This window comes from Maribellus sp. CM-23 (assembly GCF_021354595.1).
In the GTDB taxonomy this organism is placed as follows: domain Bacteria; phylum Bacteroidota; class Bacteroidia; order Bacteroidales; family Prolixibacteraceae; genus Draconibacterium.
In genome coordinates this window covers 244,614-267,007 of sequence record NZ_JADWYJ010000006.1, presented here as the reverse complement: position 1 = coordinate 267,007, position 22,394 = coordinate 244,614, and the positions used below count along the sequence as shown (strand labels likewise).

General features: G+C 44.1%; 22 protein-coding genes. 4 read left to right on the top strand and 18 right to left on the bottom strand.

Annotation, left to right across the window (positions count from 1 at the left end; translation table 11 throughout):
- Positions 1–865: 865 nt before the first annotated feature.
- Positions 866–1,495 (bottom strand): NUDIX hydrolase, encoded by a 630-nt coding sequence (locus INQ51_RS19845; protein ID WP_233379735.1) that lies wholly within the window; start codon positions 1,493–1,495, stop codon positions 866–868.
- A 712-nt stretch (positions 1,496–2,207) separates the two neighbouring features.
- On the opposite strand from INQ51_RS19845, the gene INQ51_RS19840 reads away from it, so the two are divergent.
- Positions 2,208–2,759: a YkgJ family cysteine cluster protein gene (locus INQ51_RS19840; protein ID WP_233379734.1), complete on the top strand. Its 552-nt coding sequence runs from the start codon at positions 2,208–2,210 to the stop codon at positions 2,757–2,759.
- A gap of 48 nt (positions 2,760–2,807) precedes the next feature.
- Here the strand turns inward: INQ51_RS19840 and INQ51_RS19835 are convergent, their stop codons facing one another.
- From INQ51_RS19835 to INQ51_RS19790, 10 genes are all read right to left on the bottom strand, one after another.
- Positions 2,808–3,197: a GNAT family N-acetyltransferase gene (locus INQ51_RS19835; RefSeq protein WP_233379733.1), complete on the bottom strand. Its 390-nt coding sequence runs from the start codon at positions 3,195–3,197 to the stop codon at positions 2,808–2,810.
- A 78-nt stretch (positions 3,198–3,275) separates the two neighbouring features.
- On the bottom strand, positions 3,276–3,938 hold the full coding sequence (locus INQ51_RS19830; RefSeq protein ID WP_233379732.1) for an outer membrane beta-barrel protein: 663 nt from the start codon (positions 3,936–3,938) through the stop codon (positions 3,276–3,278).
- A 13-nt stretch (positions 3,939–3,951) separates the two neighbouring features.
- Entirely contained in the window at positions 3,952–4,908 is a 957-nt protein-coding gene (locus INQ51_RS19825; protein WP_233379731.1) for a nitrilase family protein, read from the bottom strand.
- A 110-nt stretch (positions 4,909–5,018) separates the two neighbouring features.
- The gene (locus INQ51_RS19820) at positions 5,019–6,503 is read right to left on the bottom strand and encodes a hypothetical protein (RefSeq protein WP_233379730.1); all 1,485 of its coding nucleotides are present in this window, start codon (positions 6,501–6,503) and stop codon (positions 5,019–5,021) included.
- 48 nt (positions 6,504–6,551) lie between these two features.
- Positions 6,552–7,142 (bottom strand): HD domain-containing protein, encoded by a 591-nt coding sequence (locus tag INQ51_RS19815; protein WP_233379729.1) that lies wholly within the window; start codon positions 7,140–7,142, stop codon positions 6,552–6,554.
- A gap of 120 nt (positions 7,143–7,262) precedes the next feature.
- Positions 7,263–8,270 (bottom strand): tetratricopeptide repeat protein, encoded by a 1,008-nt coding sequence (locus tag INQ51_RS19810; protein ID WP_233379728.1) that lies wholly within the window; start codon positions 8,268–8,270, stop codon positions 7,263–7,265.
- Positions 8,271–8,468: 198 nt separating this feature from the next.
- On the bottom strand, positions 8,469–9,356 hold the full coding sequence (locus INQ51_RS19805) for a TraB/GumN family protein (protein ID WP_233379726.1): 888 nt from the start codon (positions 9,354–9,356) through the stop codon (positions 8,469–8,471).
- Positions 9,353–10,282: a hypothetical protein gene (locus tag INQ51_RS19800; RefSeq protein WP_233379725.1), complete on the bottom strand. Its 930-nt coding sequence runs from the start codon at positions 10,280–10,282 to the stop codon at positions 9,353–9,355. The genes INQ51_RS19805 and INQ51_RS19800 overlap by 4 nt, the downstream gene beginning before the upstream one ends.
- A gap of 146 nt (positions 10,283–10,428) precedes the next feature.
- Positions 10,429–11,079 (bottom strand): YdeI/OmpD-associated family protein, encoded by a 651-nt coding sequence (locus INQ51_RS19795; protein ID WP_233379723.1) that lies wholly within the window; start codon positions 11,077–11,079, stop codon positions 10,429–10,431.
- A 164-nt stretch (positions 11,080–11,243) separates the two neighbouring features.
- Positions 11,244–12,584 carry an MFS transporter gene (locus INQ51_RS19790; RefSeq protein WP_233379721.1) on the bottom strand — a complete coding sequence of 447 codons (1,341 nt, stop codon included), beginning with the start codon at positions 12,582–12,584 and terminating at the stop codon, positions 11,244–11,246.
- Positions 12,585–13,067: 483 nt separating this feature from the next.
- Here INQ51_RS19790 and INQ51_RS19785 point away from each other — a divergent pair, with 483 nt between their 5' ends.
- The 3 genes from INQ51_RS19785 (at position 13,068) to INQ51_RS19775 (ending at position 14,721) form a co-directional block, all read left to right on the top strand.
- On the top strand, positions 13,068–13,319 hold the full coding sequence (locus tag INQ51_RS19785; RefSeq protein WP_233379720.1) for an RNA recognition motif domain-containing protein: 252 nt from the start codon (positions 13,068–13,070) through the stop codon (positions 13,317–13,319).
- A 1-nt stretch (position 13,320) separates the two neighbouring features.
- Positions 13,321–13,512 (top strand): cold-shock protein, encoded by a 192-nt coding sequence (locus INQ51_RS19780; protein ID WP_233379718.1) that lies wholly within the window; start codon positions 13,321–13,323, stop codon positions 13,510–13,512.
- A 339-nt stretch (positions 13,513–13,851) separates the two neighbouring features.
- Positions 13,852–14,721, top strand: coding sequence for an RNA polymerase sigma factor RpoD/SigA (locus INQ51_RS19775; protein WP_233379716.1), 870 nt, complete (start codon positions 13,852–13,854; stop codon positions 14,719–14,721).
- 32 nt (positions 14,722–14,753) lie between these two features.
- Here the strand turns inward: INQ51_RS19775 and INQ51_RS19770 are convergent, their stop codons facing one another.
- From INQ51_RS19770 to INQ51_RS19740, 7 genes are all read right to left on the bottom strand, one after another.
- Positions 14,754–15,668: a class I SAM-dependent methyltransferase gene (locus INQ51_RS19770; protein ID WP_233379714.1), complete on the bottom strand. Its 915-nt coding sequence runs from the start codon at positions 15,666–15,668 to the stop codon at positions 14,754–14,756.
- Positions 15,669–15,673: 5 nt separating this feature from the next.
- Positions 15,674–16,381 (bottom strand): DNA alkylation repair protein, encoded by a 708-nt coding sequence (locus INQ51_RS19765; RefSeq protein ID WP_233379712.1) that lies wholly within the window; start codon positions 16,379–16,381, stop codon positions 15,674–15,676.
- 53 nt (positions 16,382–16,434) lie between these two features.
- Positions 16,435–16,836, bottom strand: coding sequence for a GFA family protein (locus INQ51_RS19760; RefSeq protein ID WP_233379710.1), 402 nt, complete (start codon positions 16,834–16,836; stop codon positions 16,435–16,437).
- 401 nt (positions 16,837–17,237) lie between these two features.
- Positions 17,238–18,122 (bottom strand): LamG domain-containing protein, encoded by an 885-nt coding sequence (locus tag INQ51_RS19755; protein ID WP_233379708.1) that lies wholly within the window; start codon positions 18,120–18,122, stop codon positions 17,238–17,240.
- Positions 18,123–18,165: 43 nt separating this feature from the next.
- The gene (locus INQ51_RS19750; protein WP_233379707.1) at positions 18,166–19,512 is read right to left on the bottom strand and encodes an alpha-L-fucosidase; all 1,347 of its coding nucleotides are present in this window, start codon (positions 19,510–19,512) and stop codon (positions 18,166–18,168) included.
- Between the two features lie 144 nt (positions 19,513–19,656).
- Complete coding sequence (locus INQ51_RS19745) at positions 19,657–20,028, bottom strand: heavy-metal-associated domain-containing protein (RefSeq protein ID WP_233379705.1); 372 nt, start codon at positions 20,026–20,028, stop codon at positions 19,657–19,659.
- A gap of 85 nt (positions 20,029–20,113) precedes the next feature.
- The gene (locus tag INQ51_RS19740; protein WP_233379704.1) at positions 20,114–22,318 is read right to left on the bottom strand and encodes a TonB-dependent receptor; all 2,205 of its coding nucleotides are present in this window, start codon (positions 22,316–22,318) and stop codon (positions 20,114–20,116) included.
- Positions 22,319–22,394: the final 76 nt, after the last annotated feature.

Genomic DNA, 22,394 nt, shown 5'->3' with positions numbered 1-22,394 from the left:
TATGGGAATGTCTTTTTGAAAAATCAGGAGATGAATGTGTGTTCATTGACGGTCTTTTTTTGTTTTGCTTATTAAAATTAAACCATTCCGGGAAGAATGTCAATTTTAATATTTATGTTATACAGCAATTATTGCTATTCTTTCGGTGCTGACAACCAACTGTATAGCAGGCGGGTTTAAGGACTCCCGGCTGCGGGAAGTTTGCAAAAGCCCGGGATGATACTACTCTCAGCTGAGAAACGTCTGCAAAAGGTCAGGATGATACTACTCTTGTCAGAAATACATCTGCAAAGGGTCAGGATGATACAACTCTCAGCTGAAACATATCTGCAAAAGGTCAGGATGATGCTACTCTCAACTGGGAAACGTTTGCAAAGGGTCAGAATATTACAATTCTCAGCTGCGGCACGTTTGCAAAGGGTCAGAATGATACTACTCTGAACAGAGAAACGTCTGCAAAGGGTCAGGATGAAGCTACTCTTGTCAGAAATACGTCTGCAAAAGGTCAGGATTTTATTACTCCCAATTGCGGCGGCTTCTCATAATCAATCAGTTAGGTGTTTTTGATGATTTTCGGGAGAATGCCCATCCAAGGCGCAGCGCTGAACGGATGCGTTTTTGCAAAGTCATGAAGGGACGAAACGTGAATAACCACCGGTACAACCGGTGGTAGCCGGACAGCTCCGCTCCCAGCCCCGAAGGGGTTGAACGAAGTGGCTGTAAAAAGTACAGCGCAATAGACTTGAAAGTATCGTTAATGGTGTAATTTATTCAACCCTTTCAGGGCTGAAGTACGGACTCTGCTTTTACCGTGCGTTTCACACACGGATATTCACATTGAGTCCCTTCGGGACTGCCTTGCACCTTAATCAAAAATAGGCGCCATGTCCTTGTTTTGATACAATTCGTGCATTTTCAGGATCTGTTGTTTGGTAACGCGGCGTTCCGACAGCTCGGGCAAATCGGTGATATCGAAAAAGCCCACATCGCTGGTTTCGATGCCGGTTTGCGGCTGGCCCCCAATTATCTCGCACTCCATAAACAACTGGTACACATCAAACGGAAACGGCCTTTCCTGGTGTTTGTTGTAATCGATCAGGCCCAGTATCCGAAGCGGTTTTACATCGTAGCCCGACTCTTCCTTTACTTCGTTTACCGCAATTTCGCTGGGCAGCATCCCGGTGTCGGCATAACCGCCGGGCAGGCTCCATTTGCCGTCCATCTTTTCTTTTACCAGCAGTATCTTTTCATTTTCGAACACCACCGCGCGTATGCCCACTTTGGGGGTTTGGTACCCGATGTCGCGGTTAAACACAAAGTTGAGCTTCCCGGTATCGATATCCGTAATGTTGTTCAAAATCTCGATGCTTAAATCCAGCAGTTCGGTGTAGCGTTCGCGGTCGAACTTATCTTTGGTAAAAGCCAGGCCCGTTTGGGCGATCGAGTTTATCTTCTTGGCAATGGTCAGCCAATGCTGCGGTGTTTGTTTTTCCATCTTTCAAAATAAAAATCTAATTTATTGAATGAATTGATACAAGCACCCGTATCGGGATGTTTTTTGGCTGGGATGGGTTGAAATTCCCCTAAATCCCCTATAGAGGATTTTAAGCTTTCCATCAGCTGACGAAGGAATGCTGTTCAAAAAGAAAAGTTCACGCAAAGCACGCCAAGGTTTACACAAAAGCCGACAGTGACTACTCTGCGACCTTTGCGCTTCTTTTAATCAGCGAATTCGATGTTTTTTTGTCGATTTTTCGGGAGAATGCCCATCCAAGGCGCAGCGCTGAACGGATGCGTTTTTGCAAAGTCATGAAGGGACGAAACGTGAATAACCACCGGTACAACCGGTGGTAGCCGGACAGCTCTGCTCCCAGCCCCGAAGGGGTTGAACGAAGTGCTTACTTATTCAACCCTTTCAGGGCTGAAGTAAAAACTCGCTTTTACCGTGCGTTTTACACACGGTTATTCACATTGAGTCCCTTCGGGACATTTGGTATTTTACTTCTGCATCGCTGTACTTTTCACCACATACAGCCCCCTACTTTACTGAAGATGAAAATAATTCCATCAGCAGCAGAATCGCGAATGCGGGATTTTTTTAGATTTGCGAACCTTCCGGATGAATCGCATCTGAAGGCCATTCCAATAACTTAGTTCGAACCAACTTATTTTGTGCATTGAATACGATGTACCATAAAATTCAACGTGTGCAGAAAGTCTTGAACCGTGCTGCCGAGCATGCGGAAAGATTTGGCAAAACAAGCGGCCTTGCGTGCGCCGCCGGGTGTAACCTGTGTTGTGTAAAAAAAGACATACACGCGAGTCCGCTTGAGTTTTTTCCGCTGGCTTACCACCTGGTCAAAAACGGGCTGGCCGAAAGTTTTTACGAGCGGCTGGAGCAAATTCCCGACAACGATATGTGCGTTTTGTTTTCGGCGCTGGGCGAAACTCCCGGTTCGTGCAGCAACTACGCATACCGTGGCTTGATCTGCCGTTTGTTTGGCTTTTCGTCGGTCCCCGACAAGCAGGGGCACTACCGCATGGCAACCTGTAAAACACTGAAAGAAACACCGGCTTTTGGCCGGTTAACACCCAAAGTTCTTGAAAAAGCCCCGGTGTTTTCGGCGTATTACATGCAACTGGTAGCCATCGATTTTGTACTGGCCAACGAACAACTTCAAATCAACAAAGCCATAAAACGGGCGCTGGAGCTGGTAAGCACCTACTACCTCTACCGCCGCCCGGGCAAGCGGGCCTAACGCAGGCCTGCTGGTGTTTGATTTGTGTATAAATACCGGGGATGTACCTTATTCCATGCGGGGAACTTCGAAAATGGAACCAATGCGTGGATACTCCACCTTTTGATAATAAGCATCCACATCCGACATTACATAAACCGTTTGCCCGGGGTAATCAGCGTACAAGCATTCCATTAGTTTTTTCCCGATCTCTTTTCCTCTGAAAGCCGGTTTTACCAGCAAATCGCAGACATATATGTAAAATCCGCAATCGTTTAAAGAGCGGGAATATCCGCATAAAGTACCGCCTTCGCAGGCCACATAGGTAACGGAAGACTCCAGGGCCGCCTTGTATTTTTCGGCCATGCTTTCATCGGCATAATCCCAGCCTTCTTCGTCGCAGATCATTTGCATCAGCTTCGCTTCGTCCGTAATCTTGTTGTATTTTCTTATCAGCATTTTGATTGTTCTGAATGATTGTGTATGGCTGGTTTTAGTGTTAGAATGCCAATGTGCACAGAAGTATTTTAAAAGGCTTTATTTAATTCTGTACCCGAAGATCAGCCTGTAATTGTTTTCATAAATACTCATGCTTTGGAATTCCGATAAATCAGTTACACCTAACCACGTTTCTATTCCCAGAAAAAGTCTGTTTATGGAATAATTCATCCCGGCACCAACACTAAAAGAAAAGTCTTTGATGAATTTATCCACATCATTCGTCGACCATTCTCTCCCATCGTTCCCCTGACTTACTGCCGATCCAAAGGCTTTGCTTTTAGCACTAAAAATATATTGTCCTTTAACTCCTCCGTAAAATTGCAGTTTATCTTTCAGTGAAATGGTGGGCAGGGCCCCTATCTCCAACGACTGAAACCGAAAAAAATCTTTGTAACCATTAAGTTCTGTTTTGGACTTTCCGCCCGACATATTGTATCCCGCAAAAGGAGCTATTTGAAAGACAGAAGGCTTATCGACCGCTGTCAACGGGATGAAGTATTTTAATTTAAAGGAAGGTAACACCCAAAATTGATTCCTGTCGTTTTGCAGATTTCCGGCCAGCGATTCAACTTCCCAGGAAAGTGTGCTGTATCCGAAACCAACTTCAATGCTCATTTTGTTGGAAGAGTTTAATTCCTGAGACTTTCCGACAATCGAGAATAGCAATACACTTAGGAGTAAAATCAATAATTTCTTCATGATGGTTTTGTTTTTATGTGTTTTCAGGGTTTAGCCACACTACTTTTTGTTCGGGCACATGGTTTTGCCCGATAATGTGTTTGTACAGCTCCGGCCTTCGCGCCTGTATGTAACGGTATCCGCCGGCCTGGCGAAGTTTTTCGGGCGAAAGAGTGGCAGTCACCAACTCATTGTTGAACGAGCGGCATTCGGCTATTACATCGCCAAAGGGATCGACAATCATTGAGCAACCATTCTTTAGCTGGTCGTCGTCCATACCAATCGGGTTCGAGAATACAGCATAAATACCATTGTCGTAGGCCCGTGCCGGGAGCCACTTCATCAGCCAGCCTCTCCCCTTCATTCCGTCGAATTCCAGCCGCAGGGAAGTCGGATCGAGCTCACGGTTTTCCCACAATTTGGGATCTACAAAACCGGCGCCCGGCCGGGTTGATGGCGTACACATGGTTACGTGAGGCATAAAAATGACATCGGCCCCCAAAAGCCGGGTGGCGCGCACATTTTCGATGACGTTGTTGTCGTAACAAATCAGTATGCCGCATTTCCAGCCCTTGATTTCAAACACGCAATAGCTGTCGCCGGCGGTTAAATGCGGATTAATAAACGGATGTAACTTGCGGTATTTGGCTACCAGGCCGTTTGAATCTACACATACATAGGCCTTGTACAGATTCTCCTGCTTGTCTTTTTCAAACAGTCCGGCCAAGACCACGATGTTATTCTGCCGGGCAATTTGGGTTAATCTTTCAATGCTGGGGCCTTCGGGTATCAACTCGGCCAAGTCGAGCATCTGGTTGCGCGAAAGCTTCCGGGCAAAAGTATAGCCGGTAATTGAGCATTCGTGAAAGGCGATAACATCCGATCCTTCCTGCGCTGCCTTTTGCGCCAGGTTTTCGATTACCGATAGATTGTAGTTTTTATCGCCGCTCTTGTTTTCAAACTGGGCAGTTGATATTTTTATTGGTTGCATGGAGTAATTGTTTCTTTTAATTGGGTATTGGATTAAACAAACGCCTGTACAAGCGGCATTTATTGTTTATAAATACATTTTTATTTTGGAATTTGAGGCATCTGGTACTATCACCGTTGACTTTCTTCTGTCAGATGTTCGAGCCGGAGCAGATACGGCGGTACCGACGCTGCTGCGCCAACATCCAGCCGTTCGTTGTACCCTTCGCCACCCCGGACTCCGGCCAGCAGTTCAGGATTGGCTCCCATGCCGGTAGACAAAGTTCGGTCTGCCGGGTTTTCTTTTCGCATACTCCGCATGATCCGATCAATTGCCGCCTGTAAATTTACGGTTCCGGGCTGCGATGCAATCAGGGCATTGTACATCCCGGCCCCGGCTTTCGACCGCGAGGCCAATGCTGTTACGGCTTCTCTGTATTGCGCTTCATCCACACCGCCCGAATAGGGATTATCCCGGTATTTTTTTGAGCTGGCAAGGTGGGGAGCCACTTCCTGTCCTCCTCCCTCAATTGTCATGTCACGGGCCAAAGTCCCCAGTAGCGGAACCTGACCGCCAGCATCGTTGTGGTAATACTGCTGGTGCATGTCCATGTCTCCCAACCCGATATCCACGTCCATGTGATGGCCTCCTTCGGCATGCAGGTACATCAAACGGGCAATGTCGGAGAAATATTTTAGATCGTCGTAGCCACGACCGGCATTTACCGAGTTTGCAGCCATTCCTGAAGCTTGGTTTAATTCTTCCGCCGTTACTCCGGATGTAGAAGGCCCCTCAGCCACCAGTTCTTCGATAGCTCGAATGTTATATCCGCGCTCCGCCAGCTGTCTTCTTTGTGCATCTCTTTTCGTAATTTTTGCTTGATCGGCCCTGTAGTCAGTTCCTCCCTGACCGAAAAGCGCCCAAGGTTTTCTAATGCCTTCTTCAAAGTTTCGTGAATACCAAAGAGTATGGGTCCAGGGAGTACCCTCTGTTTTTCCGGATGCTTCCAATAAGGTTGCCAGGGCCGATTCCGACAGCGGGCCTCCCGACCAAAAGCGGTGGATCGCCTGCGGAATTGCATGGTCTGTTCGCTGGCCAACGGGGCTGTCTAAAGCTTCCGATAAATGTGTTGCATCGACAGCCTGGGGCACAGGTGCCATTAACTGCGTTTGGTATTCTCTTCTGTAAGCTGTAATCTCAGGGAGTTTAGCTTCATCCTCTTGTACAATCTGTTCAATGAGTCTCAATATGCCCCCTTCATTATGATCATCGATCAATTGCCGGAGGTAATTTTTGATAGCAGTCATGCCTTCTTCTTCCGTGTCCAACTGCGGCCCCTCATATCCTTCTATGTTGATAAGCACCCGTTGAATAACACCGGCGGTTTGAGTCGCCTGTTTTATTTCCGGACTGTTATTGGCAGCTTGCCGGTAAGCCTTTAACTGCGTCGCCTGCGGAGTGTTGTTGCTTATCTCCCTGAGCCGGCGCTGGGCAATTGCTTCGGGTCGATGGTCCACAACCTGAAGTCCTGATCCCCCGGTATTTTGCTTTTGTGTGCCGGCACTTGCAGCCGCCTGGCTTTTAGTATCCTGTTTATTTTCAACGTGGCTATGCATATAACTTCTCTTCTCAGGTTTTGATCTGCTGCGTGTTGCAAACAGTATTTATTTCGTTAATATCCCCTTTTTTACGCTATCATTCAGAAGGTTTTCTGCGAACTCCCATAATTCTTTGGAGCCATTTCGGATCGCTTTTTTCTTCTCATAAACCGTTTCATATTTTACCCCGAATTCTTTCCACGTTCCTCCGTTATTGGACGTATTCTGCAACAAAGGTTCAAGCCTGTCCATTGATCTGGCAAACTTTGCTTCGTTCGAAATTCCGTCTTCAAATTCGGTCCATAGTTCGATGAATTCCGCAGCTTGTTTTTCGGGTAAAATCCCAAAAATCCGTTTGGCCGATTTTAGTTCTTCCGCTGTATTCTCGTGGTTTTTATTTTCATCGTAAATAAATGTGTCTCCGGCATCAATCTCAACAATATCGTGTATCAGCACCATTTTTATCACTTTACACAAATCAATTTCATCGTCGGCATATTTGCTTAAAACCATTGCCATCAGGGCCAAATGCCAGCTATGTTCAGCGTCATTTTCATTTCGGTCGCTGTTAAACAATTTGGTCCTTCTCCGGATGTATTTTATTTTATCAATTTCCTTAATGAACTCTATCTGCTTTTGTAAATCCTCCTTTATCATATTTCTTCTCCTTTTTTTGTGCTGGTGTAAAAGATTGGGCAAATTGTGAACCTGACTCTATAGAAAGCCATTGCGCAAAATAACCTGATTGTAATAATAATCTTACCACGTCACCTATTATCAGTTATTAAACCAATTTTCAAATTTTTCAAACTCAGCTTTATTGTCCTCAATCCATTTATTTATCTCCTCACCCTTCGATAAGGATATATAATAGCTATATGGTTTTGTTAAATCATTATTTGCCATCTCATAAAAGAAGGGAACATAAAAGTCCCACCAGAATCCTGAGTTATCTTTTTTTAATTCTCCCAAAATTTTGAAAAGCCCGTCATTATTTTTAGCAAATAATTCAAACTCTGATTTTCCTTTGTTTTCTTCCAAACTATTTGATGCTTTTGATAAACTAATCATCATTTCAGCCGCACCAAAATCAGGATCATTGTTCATTGGAACTACGACGTCTATGTTTTTTTCTGAAGTTTGTGAAACTCCATGATCAATATAATTTCTCAGAGTTTGATATTCGATTGCCGACCTACTTGAATTTGGTTCCAGCAGCAAGAAAAAATACAACGGAAGCATGGCTTTAATTCTTGAACCTTTCTTTTCCATTATTTTACTCAAAATTAAGTGGCTACTGGCATGTGACGAATTATTATTAATTGCCTTTAAAACTGAGTCATAAGCTTTATCTGTTTCACCCGAATTAAAACATGTGATGGCATAATTATAATACAACAGGTAATAGTCAAAATCTTCCATCGCTTTCTCGTAATATTTTATTGCCTTTTTGGTTTGCCCCTGCATATCAAGCGCATTTCCGTAGGTAATGTACGCCCCTAAAAGATTGTCGTCGTTTAAGTCAATGACTTTTTTACTATATAATTCAGCATTTTTGTAGTCCTTGTCAGAGAAATAAGAGAACGCAATTTCATAATTTACAAAACTTGAATTCGGATCAATTTTTAAGGCTTTTTGATAAATTTCTATTGCTTTTTTATATTCTCCTTTGTCATGAAATTCAATTCCTTCTTTAACAAGATTTTCTATTTCTTGATTTTGTCCAAAAATATAACCGCACGTGAATATCAATGAAATAGTGATTAGCAGTTTAGTTCTTTTCATAGTATTTGGTTTTTAAATATGTGCTTTACTTCGGGCATATTCTGCATTCTATTTTTCTGGTTGTTTTGTTAAATGGGACCTGATCGTTTAGTAAGTGCTTATAAGTACCTACAAACGCCTACTAATTTAGTAAAAAACGATGATTGAAGTAGCCCGGGAGATGAATTTAGGGCGGATACTTTGTTACCGGTCTGCGCTTTATTTTACGTCGACCGGCGTTACCGTATACCCCAAATCCTGTAGCTGGCTGATCAAACCGCATTGAAACATTAAATGGCTCAACCCAACTGCGATAAAGCAACTTTCGGTTTTTACGTGCTGCTGTATTTGCTGCATCCATTCATTATTGCGATCGGTTAAGACCAAAGTGTTCCGGCAGGGCTGATCCATCCTGAAATCAATATCCATTTTCCGGTACCATTCAACTTCGGGGCAAAGATCGCGGCTTCCGGCCTTCATTCGGGCAATCATTCTGTTCAACCTCTTTTTATGCACTTTACGGGGCATGCCTTCAACGTCTTTGTTGATCAGCGAAACCTGGTCTTCGGTGGTTTCCAGTCCGAGCACCTCCAATTGATTTTCCCGGGCGAGCAATTCAATGTAATCATCGAGCGTGCCATAATTAGCGGTCGAATCTTTCCCGATACACACCTTTTCCTTGTAACGTCTGCTTAAAAAGGCATACAATTCGGCCGGAGTCATCTTGTCAAAGTCGAGCTTGCTCCTACTAAAAAGAGCCTGTGCATAGCTGTACTCCTCCTTTTCGAGGTATCGTTCCCATTTCGTATATATTGTTCTCCGGTTAATGATGTCTTCTGCCAAACGGCCGGGAATGTTCAGGTTTTCTTTGATCAGCAAGCGGGACGAAAGAAGCGCCTCATTGGCAACCGTCAGGGAATCAAAAAAAGGCTTCCCTAAAGCGTGGTGGGTTCCAAACAGATAAGAAACATGCTTGTTGCCGGGAGAGGTAACTTTAAACAACACCGTATTGAACGAACCGGCCTTTGTTTCTTTTTCGGTTTGAGCTTCAAGAGCCTGCACCCAAAGCAGAGAAACAATAAACAGTAAATTTCTTATCGTGATCATCGTAAACTCCATATTATTTGTTTGTTGTCAGGTTCTTTGAATAACACCAAATGCGGCCGGGGTGTGCTTCCGTCAAAAACCAACTCAGAAGAAAACAGCAGCAGTTCATCGCCCCAAAACGTTACCCAGTGCGGAGTAAACGGTTTGGACTGTTGCCAAATGATTTTCCGTTTGCCCGATTCATCGATCATTACAAACGACCTTTGCCCCCAGTAAGCCAGCAATAGTTTTCCCTTGTGAAAGTCAGCATCAAACACCTGGTTCCGGTTGAGCGGGGCATCCGTTACGGCCTCGTCAATCAAATCATCCCATTGTTTTACGATTGTCCCGTCGTGCTGAACCAAATAGCAAGCCTCGTTTCCGAGCAAAAGAATTTGATTGTTTTCAGTGGCTCTTATCCTTTTTACAGCATCGTTAAACGCAAAATACTTTGTGGGGTTTTCTCCCTTTGTTAAGCTGTACACTTCGGGATAACTGCCAAAAACGATTTGAGTGTCAGAAATCATAAAAAAGCCTCCTTCTCCCAAGCGCCATTCGTCTTTGAACCAACTCCATATTTCTGTTGGTTCTCCACCGACCTTTGTTTTTAAAATTCTTGTTTCAAACTCTTGCCGGGCCTGCAAATAACGTCTTTCGATGATGTAAATTTCCTTTCCCTTGTGAGACAGCATATAGTCGCTGGCAGGGTGCTCTGATTTAAGAAACAACTCTGGTTCCGAATCTTTCCCTGCGATCATTATGCATGCGTGATGGCTGGGATCGTCTACCGGATGGATGTACGACCAAAGAACCTTTTCGCCTACCTGAATCATGTTTCCGGTTGGATGAGCCATTACCTGCAGCGTTACGATAAGGCTTAAGATTATCAGAACAATGCTATGGATTTTAAGTGCCTTCACCCTGTAAAATTTTCGTCTACCTGCCATGATACAGGTTTAGCGGTTTTAAACTCATTAATTATTACACCTACAGTTTATAAGTATTGCCAGGCGTTAATAATTACGTATTTACGGATCCCATTTTGAGCGGGCGATGCAGACTTCAGTTCTTCAGGATGGGCTCACGGGACAGCTTATTGTGATTTGCTGCTGTATTTGTCGTGTATCCCGATCCCTTTAAAAATATTGTCTTTACAGGCTTCTATACGGCTCAGGCGGGTTTCGGCCTTCTTGGGTTGCGAAAAGTAAAGAACGTATCCCCGCTGCCGCCCGGGAGTGAGGGCATAAAAGGCCTTTTCGAGCCCGGGATACTTGCTGAACTGTTGAAGAAGCTCAGCAGGCATCGGCTCGGGCTTTTTCTTAAATTCCACTTTTGCGCCCGATTTTTCCAGCTCCATGGCTTCCAGAACGTACTCTTTCAGAATATCCTGTTGCCGGACGATATCCGCAGTACTCGTAAATTTTACCAAACGGACAGACTGGGAACTTTCACCATGCTGACTCAGTATCTTTTGCGGGTCTTTTAGCAATACGCCTTTGAAAAAACTAAGGGAGGCATACTCTTTAAAAGCGCTTACAATCAGCACATTTTTTCCTTCCAGGGTGTAACACGGTACTCCCCATTTTATCTCTTCGGTTAGCCCGCACTCCAAAACGATTTGCCGCAAAGTCTCCAGCTCTTCCCGCCAGCTGTTTACTTTGCATTGGGGAGTCCCTCCGTATTGGCAGCGCATACATCCGTCAACCAGGTATTTATCTACCTGTGGGTTTAAGTCGATCTTCATACGTGTGAATATTGTTTAATGAAACTCCTCGCAGCAAGCTGACGATGTCTCACTGTTTCAACAAAAACAATTTGCACAATGTTTAGCAGAAGGTAGTAGCGAGCTGCAAACCACGAACTTCTGATATACGAAACCCAAAGGCAAAGAACTTCAAAAAGAGCCGGCTAATTTTCAAGTTTATCCTGAGGATTACAGGCCTTGTAGCTCATCGCACTTAGCGCCAGAATAAACAAAACCATACTGTAAATTCCATAACTGTAGCTTCCGAGGCGGGTATAAGAAAGGCTGAACAGGATGGGCCCCAGCGCACTTCCGAAAACAATCAGCGACATTACAAAGCCGGTGATCTTCCCGAGGTGCTCGCGGCCATAGTAACGGGGCCAGGTAACCACCATCAGCACGTTGTAAATTCCGCTGACAATGCCATTGCCAATAATAAAGCCGACGTAGTAAAAACCGGGGGCCATGTGCGCCATGCAAACCAAGGTCAGCAGTTCGGCAAACAACATCAGGTAAAGTAGGTAAACCAGTTTAATACGGTCACTTATCCAACCGCCCAGCAGGGCAAAGGTTACCGAAATAAACGATGCCGGAATAAAAACCGCCAGTGCGCGGTCGCGTCCCATTCCGGCCGCTTCAAAAAGCGAAACCAGGTGAAAAGTAAAACCGGTAATGTAAAGGGCATAAATAGCGAGCGGTAAGGCGAAGAGCCACAAGGTGAGATTTTTGCGGGCTTCTTTCAGGGTAAACTGTTTAAAGGGCTTTATCGTTACGTTGTGTTCGCGGTTGCCGTGTTTTTCTCCATCGGGGATCATTCCCAGATCTTCGGGGTTGTCACGAAAAAAGACAAAGACAAAGGCAGTAAAGAAAACGCCGATCGCCAAAGCCATCCACAGCCAGGCCATTCGCCACGAAGTTCCCTGGATCAGCATATCGAAAGTAAGCGGTGCCACCGAAAACCCCAGCGCCACAAACAGGGAGGAAATACCGTTCACCAGCCCCCGGCGCGCGATGAACCATTTCATAAGCATATTGCGCGAAACCATGGTCAATACCCCCTGCCCCGCAAAACGAAGCATAAAAAAGAACAAAATGAGTACTGCAATGGCCACGCCCACATAAGCGGATGAAGCAGTCGGCGCCAGCAGCCGGATTATCCGGTCGGACTGGCTCAGCAAAACAAGCACTGCACCCAATAAGAGGGAGGTTCCCATTCCCACCCAGCGGGCACCGTAGCGGTCGTAGATTTTTCCGGCGTAGGTTAAAATAAGCGAACTGCCAATGGTCCCAAACATATAAGCAGTACTTAGCTGATCGCGGCTGATTCCGATACTTTCAAGCAAATAATCGGTAAAAGTGGAAACCCCCATCGTTTGCCCCGGGGCGCTTACGAGGATACCCACGGTTGCCACTACCAGAACCACCCACCCGTAAAAGAAAGGAACTTTCGCGGGTTTCAACAAAAAATTGTTGTAGCGTTGTTTTATCGAAACCTGTTTTTGCATGGCGCAAAGGTAAGGCTGTTTTGTCTGAAAGCAACACGCTTTGCTGTTCCGGCTAATTTGATACTAAAGGATGAACGGTTTTCGCCTTACGACCCTTTTTATCTTACCTGCCTTTTTGAATGTAGATTCCGGGTTTTTATGACGTTTATTCTCTCTTTCTGACTTCGGAAAATACTGTAAATAAATTGCTTTGCGAGTACCAACCATTACTGGCAGCCAGTTTCAGCAGTTCTCGGGCAGGTTTTGTACTCCCAATAAAAAGACGTACTTTTGAGGCTTCTTGATTAGAATCGTAATAGAATTATTATTCCCCAATAATAAATGTGTTTTTTTCTAATTGATTAAAATGATCAGTAGCTCATAGGCTATAACGAAAAAAACATAGTTCTGCTATTCAATTTCTTATTTCTACCTGCTACAAAGTAATAATCAGGCAATATCAGAATCAAACGATCTGATGGATGCCAGTAATAGTTTTTTTATATGAATATTTATGTTGGAAACCTTGATTTCAAGGTAAATGAAAATGACCTCAAAGAAATTTTTGAGGAGTACGCTACTGTTAGCGATTCAAAAATTATAACAGACAGATACACCGGACAGAGTAAAGGTTTTGGATTTGTAACCATCGACAATGCTTCGGATGCCAATAAAGCAATCAGCGAATTAAATGGAGCCACCCTTGAAAACCGCGAGCTTGTGGTTAACGAAGCACGCCCAAGAAAAGAATTCTAAGATGAGCACAGGCAAAGTAAAATGGTATAACGAAGTGAAAGGCTTTGGTTTTATCGAATTGGAAGAAGGAAAAGATGTATTTGTACACCGCACTGGTTTAGCGAATCCCATGCGAGGACTTACCGAAGGTCAGCAGGTAAATTTCGAAACCAAAACCGGAAATAAAGGAATAGAGGCTATTAACGTAAAATAGCCTGAAATAAGCCAATACCTGCATTAATTTAAAAAATTAAGCAGGTATTGGCATTATATGCCTCTCGAAACACTTTAAATGTACGTATTCCCAACAAATTGAGTAACTTGCAGGTTCTTAACCAAATTACCGGATCAGAGTTTTAGTATCAAAGGAGCGTATTGCTCTGCCTTGTTTGCATACTGGAGATGACAAACAGGTTCCGCAGAAAAAACGCAATTTCGCCGCAGTTGGGAGGCATTTTACCCGGCCAGGTGTACTACTTTTTGCATCGTAACTTTTGAAGCCAGCATTGTATAAAATGATCAGAAAAACAATAACAACAGAAACAGAAGAAGTATGCGGCAGTTAAAAATAAACCAACAGATCACCCATAGAAACGAGAACTCTGTTAACATCTATTTTAAAGAAGTGGCCAGGCATTCGTTTGTTTCTCCGGAAGAAGAAGTGGAACTGGCCCGGAGAATCAGGGAAGGCGACGAGGCAGCCTTGCAAAAACTGGTGGAAGCCAACCTTCGTTTTGTAATTTCAGTAGCCAAACAATACCAGAACCAGGGCTTATCCTTTGTCGACCTTATCAACGAGGGAAATGTTGGATTGGTAAGAGCCGCCGGAAAATTTGACGAAACCCGGGGTTTTAAATTTATTTCCTATGCTGTGTGGTGGATACGCCAGTCGATTATGCAGGCCCTGTCGGAGCAAACCCGAATTGTAAGATTGCCGCTAAACCGAATGGCTTCCATTTCCAAAATAAAAAAAGCCACCTCATTTCTGGAACAGCGGTTTGAACGAGAACCCACCAACCGTGAATTAGCCGATTACCTGGAGGTGAAGGAAGAACTGGTGGCTAAAAACAATGCCATCAAATTTCACCACATTTCATTCGACAAACCTTTGTCGCACGATGGAGACAGTGACTTTACTCTTTACGACCTCATACAAACCGACAATACGCCTTCTCCCGACACCGAGCTGCTGGCCGAGTCAACCAGGATCGATTTGGTTCGTACACTACGAAAACTGGACAAACGAGAAGCTAAAATCATCATTCTGCATTATGGCTTAAACAATCACAAACCACACAGTCTTACTGAAATATCTGAAATGCTGCAAACATCTACCGAAAGGGTCAGACAAATCAGAGGTGTTGCCCTATCGAAAATGAAAAAACTGTTATCGGGAACAACCTGTATTTACGACGACATTTAACACTGCACTTTCTGCCATTTTCATCAACTATCTTATCCCAACCTTTTGATTACGGTTGATTTAAAATCGTATTGATTCACCTCCTGTTTTTTCAGGGTAAACCGGGTTGTATCCAGGTACTTTTCAATAAACGGTAAATCGGGAGCATAGTAAAAACTTCCGCCGGGTTTTAAGCCATGCAAAATATCCATATAGGCTTTTGCATAAGCGATGTAATTACCGTCTTCCCGTAAATGATGGTGGTTAAAATGATTCGAAAATCCCAGGTTACTGATGATTGTCCCCCACTTCGAGCGTCCGAAATCAAACTCCAGCCAGTCGCCGGTGAACAAATTCGTAGCCTCAAATGAAAACCGGTCGATTCCAAAAACTTCTATGCCCTGTTTCTCCAGAAATTTTACCAGGTTTCCCTCTTTTCCGCATCCCACATCCAAAACCGGCTGCATTAACGATCTGGGGTCAATCGCTAAAATTCCAAGCTGCAAAGCAGCGCTGTACTCCGAACAGGCAACGGGCTCAATATAAGGCCCGGCATTTTCGTACAACTTACCGCCAAAGGCATTGTATTCCTGCAACCAGCTTTTTAGCTTTTTATAATGATTTTCGGAGATGGCGTCGACCGATTGGTCCTTTTGCTGAATGGAGGCCAGTAAATCGGCATAAACGTCGCGTAAAGCCTTTTTCGATTCCGCACCAAACGAGTAATACTGATTTACCCGGCAAAACTCTTCATGCGCTTTGTCAGCTGCATAGTCAATCAAAACACGCTGTTGTTCCGGGCTTAGCTGATCGAGTTTTGAAATAGCTTCAACCGTTTCACGAATAAAATGAAGCAGACCCGGCTGGTCGAGAAATATATTCTTTCCCTTATTCGATTCTATTTGTTTATCAATGTTTTCCAGGAAATTATTCATAAAGGTAATCTCACCATTAATGACTTTATCCAATAAAGCTATTTCTTCATCGCTTCTTGCCTTAATTCCTTGGGCATTTTCTCGATTGCATAACGCAAAGCCGTTCGTGGCATTACTGCCTTTTTTTGCATCACATACTCAAAAACCCTTTGCTGATCGTACTGGCTGGCTGCTTTTAACATCCATCCGTAACCTTTCTGAACCAGGTCGTCGGTATCAACTAACAGCAAATCGGCGATTTCGAAAATATCGGAATGAAACCGTCCTTTCCGGGCAGGAATGATAAAGGTAACCGCTGCTGCACGGCGCATCCACCGGTTTTCGGATTGAGTAAAGGCTTTCAGCTCCTGCACATAATCAGGATACATTTCCACGAACTCGCCCAGCGAATGGTTGCAAAAGGTATCGCACGAAGCCCAGTTGCTGATGTACGAATCCACCCAATGCCGGAACAGCTTAAAATCATCGGGCTGAAACTGCTTTCGAAGCGCATATGTCCAGTTACAGGCAATAAACGACTCTTCAATCATTCCCGATTGCCACAGCGTTTCGTTAAAGGCAAGTATTTCGGCTTTGGGCAGGTGTTTTATATCGGCAAAGCATTCCTTGCTGATCTTTTGCACCACGGCAGTTTTAACGCCGTAAAAACGAATGGTTTCCTTGAAAAAGCGCTGACTGTTCTTTTGAGTGTTTTCGTCGGTGCTTTGCAGCAAACGCTCCCGAACGCGGTTAATTATTTCATGCATAGTTGATGTTTTAGTTGAAGGTCTGTTACTTCTTTGCAAAAGTAATGCTTTTGTTAACCGGGAAGCTTTTCAAACCCTTGAATTTTCTCCAGGTTTTTGTCCCAGTTGGCTTTGTAGGCCAGAAAAATATGTCCCTTGGGTTGTATCGGAACATCGGTATTGAGACTCCCCGCGGGCACTACCAGCAAGGCTCCGTCCATTTGTGTGTTGGGCAGTGCCGAGCCGCAGTTGGTACAAAATGCTTTGACATGTTGTGTTGATTTGTACTGAAAAGATTTGACGCTATTCTCGCCCGAAATCCATTTGATGGTAGCGGTTGACGAAAACAAATTCGCGGCGTGCGCCGAACCCGTATCTTTTCTACACCACTTGCAATGGCAAAGAAAGAAATCCTCAAAATCGCCGTCTACTTCAAAAACTACCTCACCACAAAGACAAGATCCTGTATGTATCATCCTATTTTATTTTTTAGCTTGAAGTTTGAAACCCGAAGATGTAAATATTTTTCTTCTTTGCCTACCTGCAGGCAGTTGTCTTCGGGCCCATTATCAATTAATTAAATGCAAAGTGCTTTCGTTTTATTCCCGGAGGAAAAGATTAACCAAAATACAAACGCGCTTATTGGCTGATTGTTTTGTTAAATTGTTTGAAATTTCTGCTTAATTAAACGGCTACGTTTCAGAAATGCTATGGCACGTCGTTCAAAAGGTATTGCCACAGTGACATGTCATCAGCAAAAGAAGTATCACAAACATTCCTGACAGTGACAACGCCCAATAGATTCAGAATCCATCATTGTTATATAGAATTTTAAAGAATACGCTGAATCTTGATATTACTCTGAATACGTCTTGTTTTATTGGGCGAAGGCTGCAATTTCATCTTCATCCAAAGCACGATCGAACACTGCCAGCCCCCCAATTTGTCCTTTGAAAAAATTTCCCATACCTTTTTTTAGCAATACCGCACCTACGGTAAAATCAGAGCCGTTGTTCCCCATTCCATCCGGAAAGTAGTAAGGGTTTTTGTTTTGAATCAGACCGTCGGGATAACCTTCAAATCCTTTGGTATGATCGATCAGTTCAGGTTCGCGTACTTCAAATCTTCCGTTCAGAAACGATTTGATGTATTCGCCATCATAGGTAAGTGCAACCATACACCATTCGTTCGTCGGAACGGTTTGTTGGCTGGCCGAATAATCGATGGAATACGGAAAAGGAGGCGTCGGTTTACCCGTTTGCGAGATATGACCACAGACTTGGTTGGCCCCGTTGTAATAAGGCAACGACACAAACAATCCGTATTGTCGTTTTCCGCCATCCTCGTATTCGTTCCACATGCCGCCTACAAAACCGGTTTGCTCGCCGGTCCATTTTACCCATGCCACTACCGTTACCCCCTGACTTTCCCCATAAATATTTAACTCGGCAGTTTTGTCGTTTGAAAGACTCATGAAATTATCGCCGCTAAGTTGAATCGAATACCCGGAAACAGGACCTTCGGCGATCCGTTCAACCAGCCCGTTTCCTTCGGTCAAAGAAAAATTCCCCTTCCCCACTGCTTTTCGGTTTTCTCCGGGCTTTTCATTGAATTTCCACAAGGCAACAAATCCGTCAGTAGATGTTATTTGTTTGATTAACGTCTTGTTTGGTTTTTTATAGTCTTCCCGGGCAATCAGGCTTTGTACGAAAAACAAAATTACCGAAAGGATAACAAGGCTTACGATTGGTTTATTGGTCATATTATTTACATTTTAATTTTCGTTAATACGTCTGCACTGGTATTTATTCACTTACATCAACTTCGGTAATCTTTACTACCACAGGATTATTCCATTTACGGTCGTTGTAGATTCTTTGAGATCGTGTAACCGAGATCTCCATACCATTGCTAGTCTGTTTGATCTCAGGTGCCGGATTCGCGTTTTTGTTGTATTCCAAAACCACTCCGTTGTGCCCCAACACTGCTATCTGGCTTTTATCCGTTGCTTTCAACGCATGAATGGAAAATACTTTTCGTTCACCATGTTTCCACTCCTCCTCGTTTATAAAAAGATAAGCTGTTTTCCTGTCTTTCGATGTTAGAAACCAAATATTATCTTCCTTAATAATTCGGTGAGGTATGGTTTGCTCCAAGGCTTCCTGGTTAATAAACATCCACAACGAAATTTCATTCAAAATACCCAGTTGTTCCGGTGGAAAATTCCCCAACGCATCGGGGCCAAAGTTCAATAGTAAATTACCTCCTTTTGACCTTATCTCAATTAGTTTAAGAATCGCATCTTTGGCTGTTTTGTAATTTTCATTTGTGGGCCGGTATTGCCATTGATCTCCGAGCGTGTAACATGCTTCCCAAGGAGAAGGAATGGGGCTTTCAGGCGTTTCCTGTTCAGGGGTATTGATAGCTCCCCGGGTGACAACAACATCGGAGTTAATCTCCCAACATACTTTTGCCAGTTCTGTTTTTGCAAACTGTTCCATACCGTCCAAAAACACAATATCAATTTTTCCATATTGAGTCATCAACTCCCTCATTTGCTCTTTTACATACGCATTTAGCTCCGGATTACTGCTGGCCAGTGCTTCCTTTCGCACCCTCGATATCAGAGTTCCCTGTTGATGAAGAAAATAAAAATCGTCAGGCGAAAAGTACAGACCTACTGCAATACCTGCTTCACGACAAGCATCAACTAACATCTTTGTGATGTCCTTTGCGTAAGGGCTGTTCATGATTCCAAAATCGGTTGTTTTGGTATTGAACATACAATAACCGTTGTGGTGTTTGGTGGTAAAAACCAGGTATTTCATTCCGGCAAGTTTGGCAATATTTACCCATTGTTTTGCATCAAAATTTACGGGATTAAAGGTCTTTGGAAGTTCGTTGATGTACCTGTCAAGATATTCTTCCGAGGCCCCCACCATACTGTGACTGATGACCATCCCCAATTGCACATCCATGCTCCAATGAATAAACATGCCGAATCCCAGGTCTGTAAACCATTGTTCCCTTTCAGCTTTATTCATATTAAACGGAGGCTCTTCCTGTGCGTTTACGGCTGTTACCAATAAAATGCCCAACAGTGCCCAGGTGATTGAAAAACAAAGCTTATTTATTGCCGGTGATAGTTTCATTGTAGTCGGTTTAGTCATGATTGGCATCGGAATAAAAATAAACATAAAACCAATTCGGGAGTTCAAACTCCTGATTAAAAACAAAAAAAAGGATTTCATCTTTAAACTGATGAAATCCTTCTTATTACCAACATCTCTTCCCTGCTATTCCGGTTCCTGATGTTGTTCGTGGTTATGATCATGGCCGGCTTCCTTTGCGTGGGCCACTATTTTTTGATATTCCTCCTGGCTAATCTTTTCGGCTTTGTAGCCCTTTTTCTCCACAGCTTTGGCCATGCTTTCGTCACTGCTTTTACCTTCTTTGTACTCTACCATAATGGTATTCGAAACGTGATCAACCTTCAGATCTTTCACCCCTTTCTCAAATTTCAGGTACTCAGTAAGCGTTTTTTCGCAATCAGAACAGTCCATGTTGCTTTTAAAGCAAACAACTTTGTTTCCCTTTTTTTGCGCGTAAAGCGGTTGGGTGGCAAAGCCTGCCAGCAACACGATGGTAAGGATCAATAGTTTTTTCATTTTTTTAGTTTTTTAGTTTCCAACTACGAGTATTGAGTCTGTTGGCCTGATCGCTCCTGGCTCACAGTTCACGTCCCGTAGCTGATTATTCATAATTCAAATTAAATCGTAATCCGAGGTACACTTTTCGCCCCATTACCGGTCCCCAAACTTTGGTGGCGTCAAAATTGGGCCCAAACGGATCGTCAGCCCCCTGTATCGGGTGTGCCTGTTTAAAATCACCCAGGTTTTCTGACCCAAAGTAAACACTCCAGCTTCTGAAATACTTGGTAATCTGTGTATTCATCACAATATACGGATCAAAAGCAAGGCCGCCTGCACTTACTTCACCGGGATATTCCGGAATACGCCCGCCGCCGTTAAACTGAACCGTGTAGTCAAACATCCACTTTTTCAGGTTGGTGGTGTAATTCAGGTTGATCAAACCCTTGTAATCGTTGGTAAGCGGTTTGTCCACCAACTCTCCGCCAATGGTCTGTTTGATGTTGTTTATTCGGTAAGCCAGCAACAAATCGAGCCTTTCGATGGGTTGCCAGCGCACATCGAACTGCAGGCTGTTGGCAAACGAAGTTCCCTGTAAAGGAGTCAGCATCACATAATCGGCAGATGTTTCGCGGTCAACAATCAACTGCGAATCAAAACTGGTGCGGAAAAATTCGGCATTCAGTGTCAACTCACGTCCGAGCAAAGTGTAATTCTGAATAAAGGCAAAACCGTAGTTCCAGGCTTCCTCCTGCATCACATCGTCGGTCCATTGCAAGGGACGCGATGAAGAGAGCAAATAAACATTTTCCGAAAGTACATTGGCCGTACGGTAACCTTTCCCGGCACTGGTACGAATGGTAAAATGATCGGCAAAATGGTAACGGAAGTGCATACGCGGCGTCACAAAAGTTCCGAACAGGTTATGAAAATCGGTACGCAAACCTGCCATCAGCGTAAGGTTTGGATTGGGTTTGAAAGTATATTCAGCAAACAAACCAGGCACTTTCTCGGTCCGCTCAATGTTCTGATCATAAATAGCTTCGTTGAAATCGTCGTACACAAAACTGGCTCCTGCATTCAGAATATGACGGGCATATGCGTCCAGGTCATGGGTTAGAACAGCGTTGGCATAAAAACGGGTTTCATCGGCATTGTAAGGCGTTAACCCATAGTACGATTCGGTTTCGTGACGCGAAAAGTTCGACAGCCAGGCGATGGCCGATTTACCATGGTTAAAAGTATAACCCGATTTGAAAAAAGCATCTATCCGGTCGTTTTTGATGTTCACCCCGAAAGGGTTATTCACCGAAGGCTGCATGTTCCAGTCAACATCCTTCTGCCCACCCAAACGTTCTTCGGTCAGGAAATTAACATAGGCCTGGGCCATGAATCCATTCTGATTATTGTACTTCCACCGGTTTGCTACCTGGAACATCTTCGACATCGGCTCGTCCAGAAAACCGTCGTGATTATGGTCGTTGCGTTTCGAAAGATCGTGCCCGTGCACAAAAATTCCCGTTGTCAATGTATCGCCTTTCAGACGAATATTCCCGTTTCCGTTGTATTCGAGCCGGCCATCGATGTTTCCGTACAGGTTCAGAAACAGCTTTTCATCCGAATCGGGCTTTTTGAGCTCGGCGTTGATCTGCCCGGCAATGGCATCGTAGCCGTTAACCACCGAAGCAGCGCCTTTCGACACCTGGATCGATTCCATCCACGGTCCGGGAATGTAGGTCAATCCCGAAGCCGTAGCCAGTCCACGCAGGTTGGGCATGTTTTCAATCTGCATCAGCGAATAAGTTCCGTCGAGCCCCAGCAGCCTGATCTGTTTGGCGCCGGTAACAGCATCGCTGTAGCTCAGGTCTACCGAAGGGTTGGTTTCAAAACTCTCGGCCAGGTTGCAACAAGCCGCCTTGTGCAGTTCCGCACTGCTGATGTTTTCTACCTGTATCGGGTTGATCGTAGATAAATAGGTTCCGCGGTTCTTTTTCACCACTTTTACTTCTTCAATCTCCAGGTTGGGCTCAAGCACCACTTCCAGTGCTCCCATTTCATGAACATGAACCACCTGCTTTTCGTAGCCAACAAAACTAAATACCAACATGTGCTGGTCGTTTTTCTGACCGATGCTGAAACTTCCGTCAGCTACCGAAGTGGTTCCCTGTGTGCTTCCTTCCCAGTAAATATTTACCCCGGGAAGTGGTTGTTTTCCGTTTCCCTCCTTTGCGAATACAATTCCTTTTATTTCGTCGGCAAAAGAAAGGGCGGGTAGTATCATTAAAATAAATAATAAATATTGCTTCATTGCTTAAGATATTACAACCGGAATAGGATACAAACGTCCGTATTCCAACTGTTTAACATTGGTTAATACACTTATT